This is a genomic window from Aureisphaera galaxeae (assembly GCF_028561275.1).
GTDB classification, from domain to species: Bacteria; Bacteroidota; Bacteroidia; order Flavobacteriales; family Flavobacteriaceae; genus Aureisphaera; species Aureisphaera galaxeae.
Map to the genome: position 1 here is coordinate 1 of NZ_JAQQTF010000007.1, position 21,377 is coordinate 21,377.

Annotated in this window: 14 protein-coding genes; 4 read left to right on the plus strand and 10 right to left on the minus strand. The window is 43.3% G+C overall.

The annotated features are described in order from the left end of the window. Positions 1 to 3,312: M36 family metallopeptidase (locus tag POV27_RS13225; RefSeq protein WP_272863261.1), on the minus strand; the 3,312-nt coding region annotated here is incomplete at its 3' end. A 482-nt stretch (positions 3,313 to 3,794) separates the two neighbouring features. Here POV27_RS13225 and POV27_RS13230 point away from each other — a divergent pair. Further along, positions 3,795 to 5,483: an ABC transporter ATP-binding protein gene (locus POV27_RS13230; protein ID WP_272863262.1), complete on the plus strand. Its 1,689-nt coding sequence runs from the start codon at positions 3,795 to 3,797 to the stop codon at positions 5,481 to 5,483. A 358-nt stretch (positions 5,484 to 5,841) separates the two neighbouring features. Here POV27_RS13230 and POV27_RS13235 read toward each other — a convergent pair whose 3' ends face one another. The 7 genes from POV27_RS13235 to trhO form a co-directional block, all read right to left on the minus strand. Then, positions 5,842 to 6,474, minus strand: coding sequence for a hypothetical protein (locus POV27_RS13235; RefSeq protein ID WP_272863263.1), 633 nt, complete (start codon positions 6,472 to 6,474; stop codon positions 5,842 to 5,844). A gap of 1 nt (position 6,475) precedes the next feature. Next, positions 6,476 to 7,132, minus strand: coding sequence for a CoA transferase subunit B (locus tag POV27_RS13240; RefSeq protein WP_272863264.1), 657 nt, complete (start codon positions 7,130 to 7,132; stop codon positions 6,476 to 6,478). After that, entirely contained in the window at positions 7,132 to 7,833 is a 702-nt protein-coding gene (locus POV27_RS13245; RefSeq protein WP_272863265.1) for a CoA transferase subunit A, read from the minus strand. The genes POV27_RS13240 and POV27_RS13245 overlap by 1 nt, the downstream gene beginning before the upstream one ends. 101 nt (positions 7,834 to 7,934) lie before the next feature. Then, a complete protein-coding gene (locus POV27_RS13250) occupies positions 7,935 to 10,262 on the minus strand; it encodes a penicillin-binding protein 1A (protein ID WP_272863266.1) in 2,328 nt (775 codons plus the stop codon). Between the two features lie 5 nt (positions 10,263 to 10,267). Beyond that, a complete protein-coding gene (locus POV27_RS13255) occupies positions 10,268 to 10,759 on the minus strand; it encodes a gliding motility lipoprotein GldH (RefSeq protein WP_272863267.1) in 492 nt (163 codons plus the stop codon). Next, positions 10,752 to 12,005: a PSP1 domain-containing protein gene (locus tag POV27_RS13260; protein WP_272863268.1), complete on the minus strand. Its 1,254-nt coding sequence runs from the start codon at positions 12,003 to 12,005 to the stop codon at positions 10,752 to 10,754. Before POV27_RS13260 ends, POV27_RS13255 begins: the two co-directional genes overlap by 8 nt. A gap of 85 nt (positions 12,006 to 12,090) precedes the next feature. Then, on the minus strand, positions 12,091 to 13,122 hold the full coding sequence (trhO, locus tag POV27_RS13265; protein WP_272863269.1) for an oxygen-dependent tRNA uridine(34) hydroxylase TrhO: 1,032 nt from the start codon (positions 13,120 to 13,122) through the stop codon (positions 12,091 to 12,093). Positions 13,123 to 13,286: 164 nt separating this feature from the next. On the opposite strand from trhO, the gene recA reads away from it, so the two are divergent. The 3 genes from recA (at position 13,287) to POV27_RS13280 (ending at position 16,701) form a co-directional block, all read left to right on the plus strand. Next, positions 13,287 to 14,294: a recombinase RecA gene (gene recA, locus POV27_RS13270; RefSeq protein ID WP_272863270.1), complete on the plus strand. Its 1,008-nt coding sequence runs from the start codon at positions 13,287 to 13,289 to the stop codon at positions 14,292 to 14,294. 124 nt (positions 14,295 to 14,418) lie between these two features. Continuing rightward, positions 14,419 to 14,955: an RNA polymerase sigma factor gene (locus POV27_RS13275; protein WP_272863271.1), complete on the plus strand. Its 537-nt coding sequence runs from the start codon at positions 14,419 to 14,421 to the stop codon at positions 14,953 to 14,955. 24 nt (positions 14,956 to 14,979) lie between these two features. Next, on the plus strand, positions 14,980 to 16,701 hold the full coding sequence (locus tag POV27_RS13280) for an outer membrane beta-barrel protein (RefSeq protein WP_272863272.1): 1,722 nt from the start codon (positions 14,980 to 14,982) through the stop codon (positions 16,699 to 16,701). Between the two features lie 226 nt (positions 16,702 to 16,927). On the opposite strand, the gene POV27_RS13285 is transcribed toward POV27_RS13280, so the two are convergent. Both POV27_RS13285 and POV27_RS13290 read right to left on the minus strand, forming a co-directional pair. Continuing rightward, positions 16,928 to 17,191, minus strand: coding sequence for a hypothetical protein (locus tag POV27_RS13285; protein WP_272863273.1), 264 nt, complete (start codon positions 17,189 to 17,191; stop codon positions 16,928 to 16,930). A gap of 5 nt (positions 17,192 to 17,196) precedes the next feature. Then, positions 17,197 to 21,366: a DUF6443 domain-containing protein gene (locus tag POV27_RS13290; RefSeq protein WP_272863274.1), complete on the minus strand. Its 4,170-nt coding sequence runs from the start codon at positions 21,364 to 21,366 to the stop codon at positions 17,197 to 17,199. Positions 21,367 to 21,377 lie beyond the last annotated feature (11 nt).

Genomic DNA, 21,377 nt, shown 5'->3' on the forward strand with positions numbered 1-21,377 from the left:
ACTGTTGTCGATGCTGCCTATCTGTACGCGCTGGATGTACTCGTCGTTGGTGTTGTTACCGTTGGACGCACAGTAGCCCGTCGGAGGGGTTCCCCCACCGCCGCCACCCGCGGTAACGGCCACGTTGTCGATCGCGATATCCGCCTGCCAGGTCCCACCCGTGATACGGTTGAAACGAAGCTCCACAGTACCGCCGGCATAGGCGTTCAGGCTCACGCTCTGGGCGTTCCACTGGTTGCCCTGGTTGCCAGTCTGGCTCCAAAGGCTCGTCCAGGTCGTACCGTCCGTGCTCGCCTCCACAGCGATGCTTCCCATATCCGTCGAACCGAACATGTGGTAGTCGAAGGTGAAGTTGGCGGCCGTCTCGCCGCTTAGGTCGATGCAAGGAGAGTTCAGGATCGCCTGCTTGTTAGGGTAGCCCGTTCCGTTCCCGGAAGCCTCCACGTACATGTACCACGTACTACCAGATCCGCTTGATGGACCCGTGTTGTTCGATGGCGTGCCACCGCTGTCGCGCGTCCAGTTAAGGTCATCCCCAGTCGCCTGGGTCCAGGCACCGATCGAGCTCTCGAAGCCCTCGCTGTAACCAGCCGTCACACCGCCGGTACAACCGCCCCCGCCACCACCGGTGGTCGTTGCGTTGGCCGCAGCGCTCTGTGCGGAGTTGTTCCCAGCAGCATCAAAGGCACGCACAGTGAAACTATAGCTCGTCGCTGGCGTAAGGCCAGTAACATTGGCCGATGTACCCGTAACGGTACCAAGGCTCGTTCCTCCTTGGAACACCTCGTAGCCGGTCACACCCACGTTGTCCGTAGAAGCCGTCCAGGTTAGCGTTAGCGAAGTGTCCGCTATGTTGGATGCAGCTAGATTCGTGGGAACAGTTGGAGCTTGGGTATCTGCAGTACTACCACCCTGCATGCTGAATGCATCCAGCGCGATATCTGCTTGCCAAGTACTTCCAGTTACACGATTAAAACGCATACGGAAGTTGCTTTGACCGGCATAGGTGTTCAGATTAATGCTTTCTGAATTCCATTGGTTTCCTTGGTTTCCTGTTCTGTTCCAGATACTGGTCCAAGTAGCACCATCGTCGGTACTTACCTCAAGATCGATACTTCCCATATCGGCAGCACCAAACATGTGGTAGCTAAAGTCGAAGGTAGCTCCAGACTCACCACTCAGGTCATAACAAGGTGAGTTAAGGATAGCACGCTTGTTAGGATATCCTGTTCCGTTTCCGGAAGCTTCTACGAATACATAGAAAGTTCCATCAGCAGCATTGGATGGTCCTGTGTTGTTAGATGGAGTTCCACCACTGTCGCGTGTCCAGTTTAAATCGTCCTGTGTAGACTGGCTCCAGTTACCTAAGTTGGTTTCGAAGCTTTCATCATCTGGATAAGAAGCGATGGTTCCAGAACATGCGTCTGGCGTTCCACCACCACATCCACTCGTAAATGAAGTAGACTGGTCATTGTTTCCGTTAGAACCTCCGTTTGTATTTTCGTTGGCATCTACCCCAACCCCACGAGCTGCGAATACATCCCAAATAATACAGTTATAGGCTCCAGCATATAGATCCTGATCTGCCTGAAGAATCCCATCTCTTCCAGAAACAAATCCCGGGTTGTTGGCAGTATTCTTTAGTCCTTCAGTAACCAAAGCCAAAGCAATGTTATTTCCTCCGGTTCCACTGTAGAAATCGGTATCGAATCCTTCCTGAGCCACTAAAGCCCAAGTAAGATCCCAAAGGATGGTTCCAAAAGCGTATCCTACACCGTGAGGAACGGCCAAACCGCTAATGTCTCCATAGGTTGTTCCGTTGATAGCAGTATTTGTAGAATATGGAGTAGGTCGAATTCCTCCACCATTAGAATCTTCGGCTAGAGCATAGTTTCCGATTCCTCTGGAATCGGTTCCTGCATCTCCCGTTTTCATGGTTAGCATTAATCCGAACCAGTCACTCCATCCTTCACCCATTTGCTCAGATCCTCCCAATACATTCTGGCTAGGTCCTCCGACCAAACGGATAGAGATTCCGTGACCATACTCATGGGCTATGATTCCATTGTCTAAGTCCCCATCAATTTGTGGATTTGCGGTGTTCCAAAGGAACATCTGCATTCTTGGGTTACTACCGTCCGGTGGCGTGGCAAAGTTTGCATTGTTAATTCCCGAACCGTCCTGCGCATCTGCATTTACAGAGTCACTTCCAGATCCTCCGTTTCCATAGTTATTCTCCTGGAAGTTACCACTGGCTTCGTTAAAACCATACTGATAAAATACGTCGTGCATGATGTTGTTCCAGTAGAAAAGGTTGGTAATGGCAGCCGATTGGTAGGTACTTGGCTGATTGTTGAAGTTGATTGGAAAATCGAAATCCAATCCAGCACCACCGTTAGGTGCGAATCCAGTTCCGTTGTTTCCATTGGCATCTTCCTGTGCCCATACGTTGTTTCCACGTGTAATGGTATATTCTGCACCTGCAGCTCCATTAGTATCGTGCCATCCGTATGGAGAAGCCGTTAAGTTTTGCGGATCGTTTACAATAGTACGACCCCCATCCAATGGGCTTTCCAATGGCATCGCATATACATTATAGCTTTCGCCAGCCATAAAGTTTGCAGGACCTTCTACTACAGGAGCTTCTTCTATAATGCGCTCCGCAGCGTGATCATGGTTTTCATGGTCATCTCCCCAGCTACAGGTAATCACCCAATCTTCGGTGCGAAGTACCTGCCCAGTAACTGCATCAATATTTTCGTTCCACCAGTGCTGGCCGTCTTTTTGGTAGTAACTTACGTTCCATACCAAACGGATTTCACCATTGTGTACTTGGTACATAGGCTGAACCACAATAGGCTCTTCAGATGCACGGGCATCGTTATACACATAGATCCCTTCAGCATTTTTTGTCCCGTTAAGAGCAGGCGCTATGAGGTTGTGCTGTTGCACGGTTTTCATAACAGCTGCCTCCGGTGTGAGGGATGCTTGGGTAGTTGCAACTTTCTCTGCAATGTTCGAAATAAACTGATCGATATGCCAAGTTACTTTTCCGTTGGTCACGGTCAGTTTGTATGTGGCATACTGAATTGGGATATTGTTGTGCATTTGTTGAATGTACACGTGTTGAACATCCGGATTTAAGGAAGGTACCACATCGGTAATCTTCCATTGTGTTAGGTCTGCTTGTTTAAAATGGGATTCCCCTTTAAGGACATTAAAATAGTCCTGTACAATCCCGTCCATCAAGCCTTGTGAAAAGGTTAATTGTCCTATCATACAGAGGAGGACAAAGAGGTACGTTTTTTTCATTTTTTCTCAATAGTTTATGATTAGTGTTTCATACCCAAAAGGGCATACGTCTCCAGTGCTTCCCAAAAAGGGAAACAAGGTAAAGGGTCTTCGATAAGGGGAGTATTTAGTTGTTTAGGGGAAAACGTCTAGAAAAATCGGATTCGTGTCATAGTTTAGGTTTGTTAGTTAATAATTGTTGTACGACGTCTCGTTAGATTGGGGAAGGAAATTCCTACAAAAACACACAAAATCAGCACTTTAACAATTTTTGTAAATGTTAATCTTTTTTGTCAAAAAATTAAACATTTGCACTAATATTGTTTATATTTTTAAGAATTTCGCAACAAAATAAATGTTTTTTTATCAAATATCAAATTTTATTCGATGAACGGTAACACTAATTCACTAATCCATTCATTTTTAACTTTTTATACCCTATCGATTTAATGGGATAATAAAGGTTTACCTCTATTTCGGAACAAAAAACTATCTTTGAATGCATGGCAAATTCCCCGCTTCTACATATTAAAGACCTCACCATTTCCTTCGGAAAAAAGAGCGAAAAAAAGACCGTGGTTCACGGCATCTCTTTAGATGTAAATTCCAACGAAGTTTTGGGTATTGTGGGGGAGTCCGGATCGGGTAAATCTGTCTCCTCACTTTCGATCATGGGATTGCTTCCTAAAAGGCTTGCCCATATAGAAGGTGAAATCCTTTTTGAAGGAAAAGACCTCTTGAAGGAGGAGGCCTCATCCCTTCGTAACATTCGGGGGAAGGATATTGCCATGATCTTTCAGGAACCCATGAGTGCCTTAAATCCGTCTTTAAAATGCGGCAAACAGGTTTCGGAAATACTGCAGCACCATCTTTCTATGTCTCCCTCCGAAGCAAGGAAGGAGACCCTATCCCTTTTCGAAAAGGTGAAATTACCGCGGCCCAATGCGATTTATTCCAGCTACCCACATCAAATAAGCGGTGGACAAATGCAACGTGTTATGATCGCCATGGCCATTGCTTGTAAACCCAAGCTCCTTATTGCCGATGAGCCCACCACAGCCTTGGACGTAACCGTTCAAAAAGAAATTATAGAATTACTGAAGGACTTACAGAAGGATACCGGAATGAGCCTTATTTTCATCTCCCATGACCTCAACTTAGTGAGTCAAATAGCCGATCGGGTCGTCGTAATGTTCCAGGGCGAAGTAGCTGAAAGTGGAAGCGTTTACTCTATATTTAAACTGCCCAAAGCAGATTACACCAAAGCATTGCTGGCTTCGCGGCCCACTTTGGGAGAACGTCTGGAAACACTTCCTACCATTGCTTCAATTAAGGACGATAGCTTTGTCCCCAAGGAAATATCGGTCCAACAGCGCGCCTTAAGACATAAAAAGCTATATACCCAAACCCCCATTCTCGAGGTGCGAAACCTTAAAAAGGAATATTACGGAAATGCACGACTTTTCGGTCGTAAGGAAGTGGTAAAGGCAGTAGATGATGTGAGTTTTTCCGTTTTTGAAGGGGAAACACTAGGCTTGGTTGGGGAATCGGGCTGTGGAAAATCGACCTTAGGGAAGACCATTCTTCAATTGGAGAGAGCCTCCTCGGGTAAAATCCTGTATAGAGGGAAAAGCTTGACCGATCTTAGTGCCAACGAAATACGAACGCTTCGGAAGGAGATTCAATTGATTTTTCAGGACCCTTATTCTTCTTTAAACCCAAGGCTTACCATAGGAGCCGCCCTAATCGAACCCATGCAAGTACACGGTGTTGGGAAATCTAAAAGGGAAAGGGAGAAAAAAGCCCTGGCTTTGCTTACACGTGTGGGGTTGGACGAAAGTTATTTTCATCGTTATCCTCACGAACTCTCTGGAGGACAGCGCCAGCGCGTGGGGATTGCCCGCACCATAGCCTTAGAGCCCAAACTCGTTATTTGCGACGAATCGGTTTCGGCTTTAGATATTTCCGTACAAGCCCAGGTATTGAACCTCTTAAACGAACTCAAGGAAGACTTTGGTTTTACCTATATCTTCATTTCACATGATTTGGCCGTCGTAAAATTTATGGCCGATCAATTATTGGTCATGAATAGTGGTAAAATAGAGGAATTGGGCGATGCGGACGAAATCTACGCACATCCCAATAGTGACTACACCAAAAAATTAATTGAAGCGATTCCCAAAGGAATATAATTGCGCATAAAAAAAGCCCGTCCTAACCTCACAAAGAACGGGCCTACCTTTATCTGAATCGTTGCAGACTTGGGGTAAAAAAGTTATCTCAACGTTACATCAATAAAAACACTTTTTTGGCTAGGTACATCATACTCTTAAAGAGCTGGAGCGTACTTTTTATTGATTTGGCAATAGTTTTCATAAGTAGGTAAAGTTGGTTATTTCTTTAGGGATGACTAATTTGTGAAAAAAATCTAAAAACAGGATAAAAGACACTGTTTTTTCGATGAAATGCTATTTTTTTTAACACTTTGTGTTGAACTCCTACAAAAATGATAGGAAAACATGCATTTTTTCGTTCCCTTTGCTTGAGCGTTCAGACCCTTCCCGTACCCTTTTTTGGTTTGGTGGAAAGCACATGTTCCACAGGATAATAGCTTCTTCCGTAGTTGGATCGTTTGTCTTCCCCTAACCTTTTAGCCACCTGATTGGTCATCTTAATTACAAATACTTCCTCCGCATTGGGAAAGGATAGATCTCGGCCATCGGCATCAATTTTCTTACCACGGGAAGAGTGATCCCTTTTGCGAGCTAAATAGTCTTCTGTTTCGTAGAGTTCGTTATAACAGTGTATCAATTCGTGAGAAAGCAAGGCGACAGGAGAATTATACCCCTTATTACGCCTAAACCACTTTTTCTTATGGTTCTTTCGAAACACAACCCCGTGAGTATCGTAGAACATGACACAATTTATATTGGGATTATAGGCATTCTTCTGTCCGGGAATGATCTTGATATCATTTTCCGTATCGGCCACCAGGACATCGATAATATCAACGGTTTGAACCTCCCCTTCATCCTCATACCGAATGGTCAAAGTATCCGTTCGGTACAGGAAATCAATAGCGATAAGGGTATTGCGAACAAATCGATCTGCTATTGTGGAATAGTCCCTATCCTCTTGGTAGGTATAGTGCACCCAATTCCCCTGCAGATCCTGAATATGCATGTTAAAAGGTCATTTCGGGGATATCGCCTTCAACGATTAGGTCGCCTTCTGTAGCGGTTTTTATATCCTCCACACTCACTCCGGGAGCACGTTCCAATAAGCGGAAACTGTTATTTTCTATAGCCAGTACAGCCAAATTGGTCACAATCTTCTTCACGCAATTAACGCCTGTGAGGGGCAATGAACATTCTTTCAATAGTTTGGATTGTCCTGCCTTATTGGTGTGCATCATGGCAACAATGATATTGTCTGCAGAAGCTACCAAATCCATCGCACCTCCCATTCCCTTCACCATCTTACCCGGAATCTTCCAATTGGCGATGTCTCCGTTCTGGGCCACTTCCATTGCTCCTAATATGGTAAGATCTACGTGCTGTCCACGAATCATGGAAAAGCTCATGGCAGAATCGAAAAAGGAAGCTCCTTTTAGTGCCGTAATGGTCTGCTTTCCTGCATTAATAAGATCTGGATCCTCTTCCCCTTCAAAAGGAAAGGGCCCCATTCCCAATACTCCATTTTCACTTTGAAATTCTACTTCGATATCGTCACGGACAAAATTGGCAACCAGTGTCGGGATACCAATTCCTAAGTTTACATAGTAACCGTCCCTTACCTCTCTCGCAATTCGTTGTGCTATCTGTTCTTTGGATAATGCCATTAGTCTCTTTTTCTTACGGTTAGATTTTCAATTCGCTTTTCGTACTTCTCCCCTTGAAAGATGCGCTGTACAAAAATCCCTGGGATATGGATATCGTTAGGGTCCAATTCACCCGCCGGCACCAGCTCTTCTACCTCCGCCACCGTGATATTGGCGGCACCACACATATTGGGGTTAAAATTGCGTGCAGTTCCCCTGAAAATTAAATTCCCTGCAGTATCCCCTTTCCAGGCTTTTATAAATCCGAAATCGGCCTTAAAGGCATGCTCCAAAATATGCATCTTCCCATTAAACTCACGGGACTCCTTTCCTTCGGCCACCTCCGTACCGTAACCTGCCGGCGTATAGAAAGCAGGAATTCCACTTTGGGCGGCACGACAACGTTGTGCCAATGTTCCTTGGGGGATTAATTCTACCTCCAACTCTCCGCTTAGCATTTGCCGTTCAAACTCTGCATTTTCACCTACATAGGAAGATATCATTTTCTTGATCTGTCGCTGCTGCAGTAAGAGTCCAAGGCCAAAATCGTCGACCCCAGCATTGTTAGAAATGCATGTAACACCCTTCACGTTGAGTGCTACCAATTGGGCAATGCAGTTTTCGGGAATACCCGACAAACCGAATCCTCCCAGCATGAATGTCATTCCATCTGCAACCCCTTTACAAGCCTCTTGGACGTTGGCTACCGTTTTTGTAATCATTCTTTAAAATTTTTACTAAAAGTACTGAAATTTGAAGGCATAAAAAAACCCCTTTGTCCAAATAAAACAAAGAGGTTTGGTGCTTTTTTTAATGGGCAGAACTAGAAGTCTATTTCATCATCGGGAATCTCATCGGTGCTTCCCCCGCCTTGACTTTTATAAGCTTCGCAATCGGTTTCAATAGAGATTTTTTGCGGCTTTTTAAAACTACTGGTAGAGACATCTAAGGTCTCATCTGCATAACACTTCTTCATATACACTCCCCAAATGGGCAAAGCCATCGCGGCTCCCTGTCCATAACGTGTGGCCCCAAAGTGTGTGGCTCGATCTTCACCTCCTACCCAAACTCCAGTAGCTAGGTTAGGGACCATTCCCATAAACCATCCGTCACTATTATTCTGCGTAGTTCCTGTTTTTCCTGCAATAGGATTAGTGAATTCATAAGGGTATCCTGTAATTACACTCTTATAGTCAGAACGTGCCTTAGCGAAGCTATGTCGTAATCTCGACCCAGATCCTCCCTGAGTAACCCCTTGCATAAGATTTACGGTTACATAGGCTGTTTCCTTACTTATCACGTCTTTTGTTTTGGGAATGTTCTGAAACAGTATGGTTCCATTTTTATCTTCTATGCGTTGTACCAAAATGGGCTCCACATAAACCCCTTCATTGGCAAACGTACTATAAGCGCCTACCATCTCGTAGAGGGTAATATCCGGTGTTCCCAATGCTATGGAAGGTACCTCGGGAACATCCTTGGTATCCACTCCCATTTTTCCCACCAAATCGATAATTGGGCTTGGCCCTGTCCTATCGATCAATCTTGCGGTGATGGTATTTACGGAACTTGCCAAGGCCCTTTTTAAGCTCATCATACCTCCATAATTTCCATCACTATTTTTTGGACTCCAATCCTTCATGTTTCCATGCTTTCCTGCGGGTATGGTGTAAGGTGTGTTCGGTAAGGTATCACAGGGAGACATATGCATTTGGTCGATCGCTGTGGCATATACAAAAGGTTTAAAGGTAGAACCAATCTGGCGCCTACCGGTTTTCACCATGTCGTATTTAAAGTGCTTATAGTTAATACCTCCCACCCAAGCTTTTATTTCGCCTGTTTGTGGAGTCATGGACAATACCGAAGCCCGAAAGAAATTCTTGTAGTACCGAATGGAATCCATAGGGGTCATGAGCGTGTCGATATCACCCTTCCATGAGAATATGTTCATTCGGGTCTTCTTGCTGAAACTGGCAATAATTTCGTCCTCACCCTTTCCTTGTGCTTCCATTTCCTTCCAACGATCGGTTCTGCGCATAGCGGCATTCATGATCGTATTTATCTCATCTTTGGTAATATCACGGAAGGGAGCTGTTTTGTTCTTTTGGTTTTGCTTGTCGAATTCTTTTTGAAGTCTTCGCATATGGGCATCTACAGCCTCTTCTGCATACTTCTGCATGTTGGCGTTGATGGTTGTGTAAACCTTTAGCCCATCACTATTAATGTCGTATAGGGAGCCATCGGCCTTAGGATTTTCCTTAGCCCATTGTTTCATATAACGTCGAATATGCTCCCGCACATAGGTTCCAATTCCCTCGTCGTGATCCTGAGGGGTGAACTTCACATTTAATGGAAGCTGCTGCAATGAATCCTTGGCATTTTCAGAAATATAATTGTATTTGGCCATTTGCGAAAGGACTACATTCCTTCTATTGGTAACCCCTTCGGGGTTTCTTCTAGGGTTGTACAGGGACGAATTTTTAAACATCCCTACCAACATGGCCGACTCTTCAACATTAAGATCTTGTGGTGCCTTGTTGAAATAAATGTTCGCAGCGGATTCAATACCAATCGCCAAGTTTAGAAAATCATAGGTGTTGAAATACATCGTAATGATTTCCTCCTTGGTATAACGTCGCTCCAAACGGGTAGCGATGATCCATTCTTGGGATTTCTGAACGATCCTTTCTACAATGTTCTTAGCAACCCTTCCCGTAAAAAATTGTTTCGCCAGCTGCTGGGTAATCGTACTGGCTCCTCCTCGGGTTCCTAAAAATGCCACAGCACGAACAGTTCCTTTTCCGTCAATCCCAGCATGATCGTAAAAGCGGACATCTTCGGTCGCAATCAAGGCGTTTACCAAATGCTCTGGTAGATCCTCATATTGAACCGGAGTTCTATTTTCTTTGAAGAATTTTCCGATTACTTCGCCATCCTCCGAAATTATTTGCGTAGCCAAATCCTTTTCTGGATTCTCCAAACTTGTTTCGTCTGGCAATCTTCCAAAGATTCCCCAAGAAACTAATAGAAATAGGAGAAAAAACAGAAGCACTCCTGAACCAAAAATCATCCAGAAAGTTTTGATGTGCTTCCTCACAGGGGTCGGCCCCTTTTTCTTTGCAACCGATTTTTTACTTGCTTGTTTTGCCATGGATGTTAGGGTTGATGGTTTGTTGCTTCTTCTATGCTATAACCGACTTCGGTGATGCCTTCCAATTGGGTAACGCCATGAACCTCACCGTTATTGCGCACCGCATGAGACACGGTTAGCTTATATTCGCCTTCCTCAAAAAAAGTCACATCTTCCTTATACCAAAGCTTGCTTTCCTTTACACTGCCAATACCTTTACCCAACCACGTACCATCGGCAGCGGCCATACGGTATTCTAAAGTATCGGTAATGGTTTTACCATGAGGAAACTCCATAGAGGCAATTAAAAATATGTTGTTAAAAGGGTAGTCATTGGTATTGCGAAGATGAAAGAAAACATTGTACTGTTTTAATGAATCCAGTGCAGGAATCTGAAATTCCATCACCTCATCCTTATGCCAATTTCCAGGCAAGTCGCGCATTTCACTAACGACGATTTGCGAATCACAGGCCGTAAAAAGCATGGGGAGTAATAGGATGCCTATAAGTTTACGCATTCTTATTGTTACGATTTCTGTTGCGATTTCGGTTTCGGCTCTTGTTTTTGTTTCTTCCTGAAGCGGACTTCTTTTGTCCTCCAGTAGTATTCGCCGTAACCGTTTCTGCCTTTTTCTTATTGTTTTTGTTTCTGCGCTTTTTTCTTCTTCGCTTTGGTTGATCGAATCGCGTAAGACTATCCTGTCCTACTACATTTTCGAACAATTCTTGGGTGGGATACACCTTATCCTCGATATAATCTTCAAGACTTGTCGCCTTTTTCCCTTTTTTATTCAGGGCTACGATTTCGTTCACTCGGGCTACCTCCATTTCGTGCCAAGTCATGCCTTCATTTTCATAGGAGAACCACATAAGGCCTTTGAAAATATCCACTTTCTGGCAATGTGCTTTTCCTTTTTCGGTACTTAACTTGATATCGGTTTTTGGAAACTCTTCCAATGCCTCCAAATAGGTGTCTAATTCATAATTGAGGCAACATTTCAACTTCCCACATTGTCCTGCCAATTTCTGGGGATTCAATGAAAGCTGTTGGTATCTCGCTGCCGAAGTATTCACACTCCGGAAATCGGTAAGCCAGGTAGAACAGCACAATTCGCGTCCACAGGATCCAATACCACCCAAACGGGCCGCTTCTTGACGGAACCCTACTTGTTTCATTTCAATTCGCGTGCTGAAGGCCCTTGCCAAATCCTTGATGAGCTGTCGGAAATCGACCCGCTCTTCGGCGGTGTAATAGAAAATAACCTTGGAGCCATCGCCTTGGTATTCTACATCGCTTATCTTCATCTGCAATCCCAATCGCATCGCGATTTCCCTCGATTGCTTCTGCACATCGAGCTCCTTGTCTCGCATTTTCTGCCAAACATCGATATCTTTTTGGGAAGCTTTTCGATAAACCTTGGGCAATTCGTCTAGGTTGGGTTGCACCTTCTTTTTCTTCATCTGCACCCGCACCAATTCGCCAGTAAGGGTCACAATCCCAATGTCGTGCCCTGGGGAAGCTTCGGTAGCGACAACGTCGCCAATACTTAAGGTAAGTTTCTCTGGGTTTCGGAAAAAGTTCTTTCTTCCATTCTTAAAACGTATCTCTACCGCATTAAAGGGATCCACATTGCCGGGAAGTGACATGTTGGAAAGCCAGTCGAATACCGTTAATTTATTACAGCCATCGGAGCCACAGGTTCCATTGTTTCTGCAGCCTTTTGGTTGTCCATTGGCGCCAGTAGCGCAACTGGTACAGCCCATATTTCTTTATATATAGCTCTTTTTCAGCCGAAAAAGAGACGAAGATTAAACATAGTTACGATCAGTAAATATACTGATAAAAGAATTACTGTTTGAACTTTAATTTTTCGGAACGCCCCTTCTTAAAAATCTTATTGCTGTTGTGCTTTCCACTGCGCAATCGTTTCTGCTCCTCGTACGGTAACTGAACAATCTCCACACATTCGTCACTACAACAACTTTGCATTTTATCGGCGCACTCATCACACTGAATGAACAACAAATGACAGGCTTCGTTGGCACAGTTTACATGGGTATCGCAAGGTTTTCCGCATTGGTGGCATTGGGCAATGATATCTTCAGAAATGCGCTCCCCACGTCGGTGATCGAACACGAAATTCTTCCCAATGAATTTATTTTCCAAGCCTTCGCTTTTTACCTGACGGGTATATTCAATGATTCCCCCTTCCAACTGGAATACATTTTTAAATCCTTTGTGCTTGTAATAGGCACTCGCTTTTTCACAGCGAATCCCTCCCGTACAATACATCACGAGTTTTTTGTCTTCCTTATGTTCCTTTAGGTCTTCTTCAATAATGTCCAACGAATCACGGAAGGTATCCACATCTGGAGTAATGGCATTTTTAAAATGACCTATTTCGCTTTCGTAATGGTTCCGCATATCGACCAAAACCGTATCCGGATCCTCAATGAGTTCATTAAAACGTTCGGCGTTTACATGCACCCCTTTGTTGGTTACATCGAAGGTGTCATCGTTCAAACCATCGGCCACGATTTTCTTGCGAACCTTTACCTTCAGTTTCAGGAAGGATTTTAAGTCATGCTCTACCGCGATGTTGAGGCGTACATCCTTCAGAAAATAAATTCCGTCCAAAAACTCTTTAAACGTGTTGAAATTCTTAGCAGGAACGGACAATTGCCCGTTGATCCCCTCGTTTGCCACATAGATTCGACCCAGGACAGCCATATCGTCCCATGCGATGAACAAATGATTTCTAAAAAGTTCGGGGTTGCCAATTTTGGCGTATTGATAAAAAGAAAGCGTAAGCCGATCTTCTCCGGCTTGTTCTAATAATTCCGCTCTCTCTTTTGCACTTAGTGTGTTGTACAGTTGCATGCTATACTTTTTTAGGTGAAAAGATGAAAACTTGTAATAATTGCGGCAAAAGTACGCTTTTGCGCCATTGTTGACAAAAAAAGGTAGTGGGGGCTTTTTCCTGTTGTGCCAAATTTGTAGAAGTGCTACCTTTAACGTTTTAAGAATTTTCAATAGACAGACACATGAGCAGCGAAAAAGAAGCGAAACTAAAGGCACTAAAACTTACACTGGACAAACTGGATAAAACCTACGGAAAAGGAACCGTAATGAAGATGGGAGATGCCGCCGTACAAGAGGTAGAGGTTATTCCCACAGGATCCTTAGGTTTGGATTTGGCGTTAGGGGTTGGAGGCTATCCGCGCGGAAGAGTAGTGGAAATCTACGGTCCGGAATCTTCGGGTAAAACCACCTTAACCTTACATGCCATTGCCGAAGCACAGAAAAATGGAGGGATTGCTGCCTTTATCGATGCAGAACACGCATTCGATCGTTATTATGCCGAAAAATTGGGAGTAGATATAGAAAACCTTATCATTTCCCAGCCCGACAATGGGGAACAGGCTTTGGAAATTGCCGATAACCTTATTCGAAGTGGTGCCATAGACATCATTATTGTAGACTCCGTAGCTGCACTTACGCCCAAAAGTGAAATTGAAGGGGAAATGGGGGACAGCAAAATGGGATTGCATGCACGATTAATGTCGCAAGCACTTCGAAAGTTAACAGCATCCATAAGCAAAACCAATTGTACCGTGGTCTTTATCAACCAATTGAGGGAAAAGATCGGGGTCATGTTCGGAAATCCAGAAACTACAACAGGAGGGAACGCACTTAAGTTCTACGCTTCCGTCCGACTCGATATACGACGTTCTACCCAAATCAAGGACAGCCAAAGCGCTGTGGTAGGGAATAAAACCCGTGTAAAAATCGTTAAAAACAAAGTAGCACCACCGTTTAAGACGGCCGAATTCGACATTATGTATGGCGAAGGGGTTTCTAAGGTAGGTGAGATCATCGATTTGGGAGTAGCTTACGAAATCGTAAAGAAAAGCGGCTCCTGGTTCAGTTATGACGACACCAAACTTGGGCAAGGCCGCGATGCGGTTAAAACATTGCTACTGGACAATCCTGAATTAATGGAAGAACTGGAGCAGAAAATAAAAGAGGCCATCGCAGCGGTGGCCAGCTAAAAATTTTTCAGCCCCACGCAACCCTTTTTTTCACCCTGTATCTACAGAATGTAGCAACTTGGGCGATATGGTTGCCTGCTTACGTTAATTAGGTAGTTGAATTTACTAAACAAGCCAACCATATTTGACGTTACAACAGCTCATAGAAGAATGCAAGCGGCATGATGCTAAAGCACAGGAATTGCTGTATAGGCAGTATTCTGGTGTATTGTTTGGGATATGTTTAAAGTATTCTCCCAACCGTGCCGAGGCCGAAGATAGTTTGCAAGATGCATTCATCACTATCTTCAATCGGATTGAGCAGTACCAAGGAAAAGGTTCTTTTGAAGGATGGATGAAGCGCATTACCGTGAATACGGTGCTTCAGAAATACAGGAAGAAAAAGGTATTCGATATATCGAATGAGGAACAACTGGAAGATGCAGAGGTGGAAGTGGAAACGACTCAAGTTCCTTTGGACTTTTTACTGAAGATCATTCAGGAATTGCCCGACCGTTACCGTTTGGTGTTCAACCTGTACGTGTTAGACGGCTACTCCCATAAGGAAATAGCCGAGATGTTGGGAATTTCTGATGGAACTTCCAAATCGAATTTAGCACGGGCCCGGATGAGCCTTAAAAAGAAAGTAGAATCGTTTCTTGACGACCAAAATAAACAGTAACCCCTCTGCAATGAGGTGATTTTGATGAGTGATAAGAAACACATAGACGACCTGTTCAAAGAGCAACTGCAACACTTTGAAGCGGCTCCTTCTCCTGAGGTTTGGAATAATATCCAAGCCAAAATGAAGAAAGAGAAGGACGACCGTAAGGTGATTCCGTTGTGGTGGCGCGTTGGTGGTGTGGCCGCTTTGTTGGCCCTACTGCTTACCGTGGGCAATATGGTATTTAACCCCTTTGGAGGTGGCGACGATCCTGTGTTGGTTGATGAGAACACGGAACGAAGCATTGAAAAAGAGGACGATACCCCTCCGATTACTGATAAAAAGATAGAGAACGAAGCTATTTCTTCTGAAGATGGGGTTGAAGAAATAAAGAAAGAGGAAGCATCTTCTTCTGATGATACCACCCCGACCGATTCCCAAGATCAATTACTTCAAAAATCGCGTAGTGGTCAAGAAGCCGTTGCTGTAGAAGAGCAGGAGAAAGTGAATAATGTAGCTCCTAACAATGATAAGCTTCTTAAGAAAGATATTGGGGTTGACAAAAATGCTCCTATAAAGGATGCTGTTGTAGCTTCTGAAAATGAAGAAAAACAAAAAGCAGAAGATCATAATCCGTTCCTCGACAAACAAAAAGATATTGATTCTCAAATTAAGGATGCTGTCGTAGCTTCTGAAAAGGAAGAAAAGCAAAAGACAGAAGATTTCAATCCGTTCCTTGACAAACAGAAAGGTGTTGATACCCAAATAAAAGATGCCCAAGAAACGGGCGTTGTGGTTGAAAACCAAGTGAAAGAAGAGCAAAAGAAATTGGACGATGAAGAGGAGCTGTTCAAAAACCCGATGGAGGATAAGGATCCATCTAAGGCAATTCAAGACGTAAATACTGCTGTGACAAAAGCAGAAGAGAAGAAGGATGAAATTCAGGAAACTCCTGAAGACAACAAGAAATCCATTTTCGATGCGATTGCTGAGGATCAAGAAACCGAAATCGCGAAGACCGATGATAAAGATGCCCGTCAATGGGAAGTAACCCCCAATTTCGGGCCTGTATTTTATAATAGTTTCGGTGAAGGTTCTTCTATAGATCCTATGTTCGCCGATAATTCTCAGAGTGGAGAGACCAATTTCAGTTATGGGGTACAGATTAGTTACGCCATTAACGATAAGTTGAGTATCCGTTCTGGGGTGAGTAATGTAAACCTAGGGTATAGCACCGGTGACATTGAATTGGCTACCGGACCCGTAGCTTCTGCCCTTGCCTCTGTAGATTATGGGGGGCGTTCTAATGTGTTGACTGCTTTGGATAAAGGTACCTTGGCCAATGTGCCACCAGATACCATGAATCCTTTTGATAACCTCCGTCCCAAATCCACCGGGGGTAATAATGCAGAATTAACGCAGAACCTTTCGTATTACGAAGTTCCATTAGAATTGAACTATGCCCTCCTCGACAGGCGATTTGGAATCAACATGATTGGTGGTTTCAGTACACTATTCTTAGGCGATAATGAGATTGTGGCCAATGACGGGGATTTCCGTGAAGTATTGGGAGAGGCCAATAACCTGAGCTCGGTGAGTTTTTCGACCAATATCGGACTCGGGTTTAATTACAAAATTAGTAAGAGATTAAAGTTTAATATCGAACCTATGTTTAAATACCAGCTCAATCCGTATACGGATTCGTCTGTAGACTTTAGACCCTATTATTTGGGGGTGTATAGTGGATTGAGTTTTAAGTTTTAGGTTAGTTTTTTAGTTGGTTAGGTTTGGATTATACCAAACAATGATGAAGAAAAACCGTTCCCATCGCCATAGGAACGGTTTTTTGTTTTTGGTCACTGCTCAAAACCCTCTTTTCAAATACAAGAAATAATTCTAAGGCATAAAAGAACCCCAAAGCGAAATGCTTTGGGGTTTAGTTAGGGTATAAATTCCGCACATTCTATGTCTGTTCTCACTTTTTTACAGTCTAATCGCCCTCAATAATAAATCCTTTGTCTTCTTTCTTATATCTTGTTAGAAAATTGTAAAACTCAATTTCATCCTTATTACCATTTTCCAAAGCATTCATTATTAAACCAATATGCGATGGATAAACTCTCGAGGTTCCATACAAATCTATCATGACTCCTTTATTATGAAGCTCAAAATGGATTCGCTCTAAGACACCCAATTTTAAAATAAATATAGGATCTTCTCTTTTGTGATCAGATATGTCATATATTTCTATCATTTCTTCTATTGCGGAAACGAAGTTACTACTTTTCTCTTTTTTATATCAACAATTACTCGATGCCCCTTTTCACCTCTTGTTCCAATGGTTCTAGTAAATACTTTCTCATACCTGACTCTTCCATCAGCTTGTATTATTACACCATCAGGACTTTTGATTGTTCTTCTCCTCAATTTTTCAATTTGTGATGGCTTCTTATATTTACTTTTGTTTGGAAATTTTTTCTTGTCAACATGTCTATTAGGGGTATGTTTGGTTCCTCGAGCTTTTATGGGAAGCAATGCATTTAAGGCAGTGGTTGCATCCTCTGTTGCCTCAGGATCTGCTTCTGCATCCCTCACCAGAATAGTAAGTGCCCTGAAGTACATATTATCTGGAATACCAACTATTGATTCTCCATTCAAAATGAAATTGATATCCTCATTAACCTTTTGAGAACCAACTATGCTATGCCCCTTACTATAATCATATCGATCAGCATTATAGAAGTAAGGTCGTGGATCATTTTCTGAACTATCCGAATCTTCGGAAGATTCTGTGTTTGAATCATCTGATGAAGGGCTAATAACAACCTCATCCAAAGTTCCTCCTTGCCTTGCCCATTGGCCAGTGGAGTCGATAACATAGGTTACTCCATTTACATCATACGTGTCCCCAGGCTTAAAATTTGCAGCATCGGGACAATCCGGGCAAAGACCAGATGGATCTGCAAACCATATTGGATTGTTCCAACCAAAGGCGTATGGGGAAATGTCTTCTTGTTCAAAATTATCCGCCATTGGATCTATCACCATAAATCGGGCAATTGACGAATCAAAATGTCTCCAATCCATCTCGAAAACATTTATACCTAAGTCCTTATTTAATTCTCTTGAATTAAATTTCCATTTTTGAGCTAGACTATTTCCAAAAGGATTAATACTATTATTATATCCCATCTGTACTAATCCAAAGGGATAATAGTTACTCTCTTCAATAATTTCTGTGGTCTCATCAATACTTCCATCACCATTGCCATCACTATAACTCAACCGGATGTTTCCCAAATGATCTTTGAACTGAAAAACGTAGTCAAAATCACTATACTCAGGACTTCCTTTTGGACCTGTGTTGGTTACCGTTGGTACGATATACCCTTCTGGGTGGTTAATGAACTCCAAGGTTTCTATACCCGCACCGGCATATAACTTCTTGTACTTAAGATTACCGGCATAGGAAATAGTGGTCTCTACTCCAATCCCCTCAACAACCTTCTTTTGCAATTTAACCCCAGTGGCATCATAGGTATACTCGATCCTCTTGTTGGGATTGCCATCGAAGGTAACTTGTGTAGGTAGGTTAAGATGGTTATAATCGATATCGGTGATACCCTTGTTGTTGTCCAACACCATGTTGCCGTTCTGGTCATAATGGTAGTCACTGCCTGTATTGGTGCCATCCTTAAACCCATAATCTTCCAATGGAGTACCATTCAGGTTTTCGTCCACCTGCAACAATACATTCCCATCATAGGTATAGCTTAGATCATCCCACATATCTATAAACATGCCATTATCATCATATCCCCTGCGGTTAAGCGAAAGGATGTTCCCGTTCTTGTCATAAGAGAGGTTGGATAAATCATGGTTATTTGTTAAAGCCATGTTAGAAAAAGCAGTGCCCTTTATACTTACAGCTCCAAGGATACGATTTAGGTCATCATAGGCATAATTGTAGCCTCGTACATCTTCATCATCACTTTCCGTTTGCCAAAAGGTCTGTGAAATGTTTCCGTTGTATAGCGGTGTTGGGCTGTCGCCTATAGCGCTATTCACTTCGTTATAATTGATCTTAAAGTTGAACAAGTCCGGAATTCCACCACCGATGCCCCCAGCATCCACCTTGTTAATGTCGGTCAACCAACCACGAATGTTGTATGTATAATCTACATCCTGCAACTCGTTATCGAAGGCACCGCCAAATAGGGTGGCATCGGCAATCTCTGCCCCTTCAAAACCGGTAAAACTTACTTTCCCTATAAGGCGATCCGAGTTGGAAGGAATATTCAGACTCTCGAACTCTGTTCCGTTCTTATAGAACTTCACCGAATTACCCACTCGTTCCACTTTAAAAATGTCATTGGCGGTATAGGTGCCATAGCTGAAAACCCCATTCGGATAGGCATTGCCATCCACCCGCAACTTGATCTTGACCCCTGTGGTGGTGGAATAGTGCAAATGGATTCCATAATCCATGTACAGATTATCCGCATTGTTGGCATTAGAAGATTTTACCAAACCTACCACTACATGTTTGTTCGTTTGCTGTGGACGAAACTGGATACCCCCATCTTCATTTGCCGGGACCTCCCCCTTGGTCTTTGCCAACGACGGCCATGCTTCCGCGTAGCCATTGGGATACGTGTTGGTGATCGTTCCATCATAGGTAACATCCACATGAGTTTGGTCTTCGAACCCATCCACAAAAGAAACGCCCCCCACGCCCTTTTGGACAAGTTGGCCCAGTTCGTCATATTGATTCATGACAATGCGTTGCACAGATTGATTCCCTATCTTCTGTTTGTGTGATACCAAGCGACCCAAATGGTCATACATAAAATAATTATTAGTGATCACAGAAGGAAGGCCCGCCTTTTGATGATTATGCACTGTCTCAAGAGGTTTACCCGTATAATCCAACAACAAGCTTACAAGATCATTTGTTTCCAAATAATCATTAACCGTCCGCATAAAGATTACACGTCCATAAGAATCATAGGCAGAAAAAAAGGTAATCCAATCATTCGAGCCCAAAACACGTGTTTTGATCACAGTTGAAAGCCCTTGAGTGGTAGTGCTTACCAAACCATTCTCAGTGGTGGGCTGTCCCAGTACCGTAGTCGGTACGCCAATACCATCTAAATGACGGTAGGTATCGTAATAATGGATAGTATAGATGTCGTAATTATTTACGTCTGGTTTTACGTTGTTTGTGTAGTAAATCGCTTGGCCATTGATTGTCTGTTCCGTCGCAGTTACGGTCTCGTACAGATCGTTTTCGTTGTCCATTATGGTCTGTAGTGCAACACGCGTACTGCCATAGGTGTTCTTTCCCGTATATGCAACACGGCCTAGAGCATCATACTTGGTGAACAGCCAGTGGTTGGTAAGCCGCAGGTTTGCATCCTGCGTAAAGACGGGACGGTCCAACTGGTCATACACAATATACTCCCATCCTTTCCCAGGTATCTTCTTCTCAATTAATCTATTCCGCTTGTCGTACTTATATTGATATCCTAATTTATCGAGAATATTTTGATCAATAGTATTTCCAATACCCAATATATTGTCCGTCCCTTCTGGCGAAATTGTGTAGGTTAAGTTGCCAAAATCGTCATACACATAATAAGTATCGTGATTTAGCGAACTAGAAGGTCCTTTAAGTCCTCCACTGTTAGGGTCCTCAGACACAACACGCTTTAGAATAACTTTGCCCGCCTTGTCCTTAAACTCATAGGTTGTCCCATTATTACCGTCGGTAGGAATCCAATTTTCATCTTTGGTCTGGGTGATGTACAACTCTCCATTACCGTAATTGCCATCATAGACAAGTTGAGGAGATTCGTAATCATTCCCATTAAACTGGACTCGGAACCTCTTTACAATTAAACCATTTGTATCATACCCAAACTTGATCGTATGGTTATCTCCAGATAACAAGTACATTCTCCAGTCTTCCCCCGGTGCTGCTTGCTGTTGAGTACGCAGTAAGGGCGAAGCTTCAAATTCTGTTTCACTATAGGGATTGGTTGTATTTTCATATTTAGGCGTATTGTAGAAACTGAGAATGTCGTTCTTCAAAGTGCTTGGGGCAGTAAAGCCAAGATCGTTCGCAATCTGCGTGCCACTGGCCCATGGCAAATATTGTTTTGGTTGCAATCCCAAATCGTCATATTCCATATAATTGGCTATGTTTTGACGATTGCCTCCAGCCCTAGCATTCAAACTTTGTACAGGACGACCAAGATCATCATAATAGGTGACTGACTCTATTTTGGAATCATCATTGGTAACTAAGCCTGTCTGTGTTGCTTCTTGATAAGAAGTAGATTTCACATAATTTTCGGTGGCATCTTGTCCCTTCGCCAAGAAAGGAAAGAACACGATTATAACTATTGTATATAGAAACTTTTTCATCTTTCTCGGGT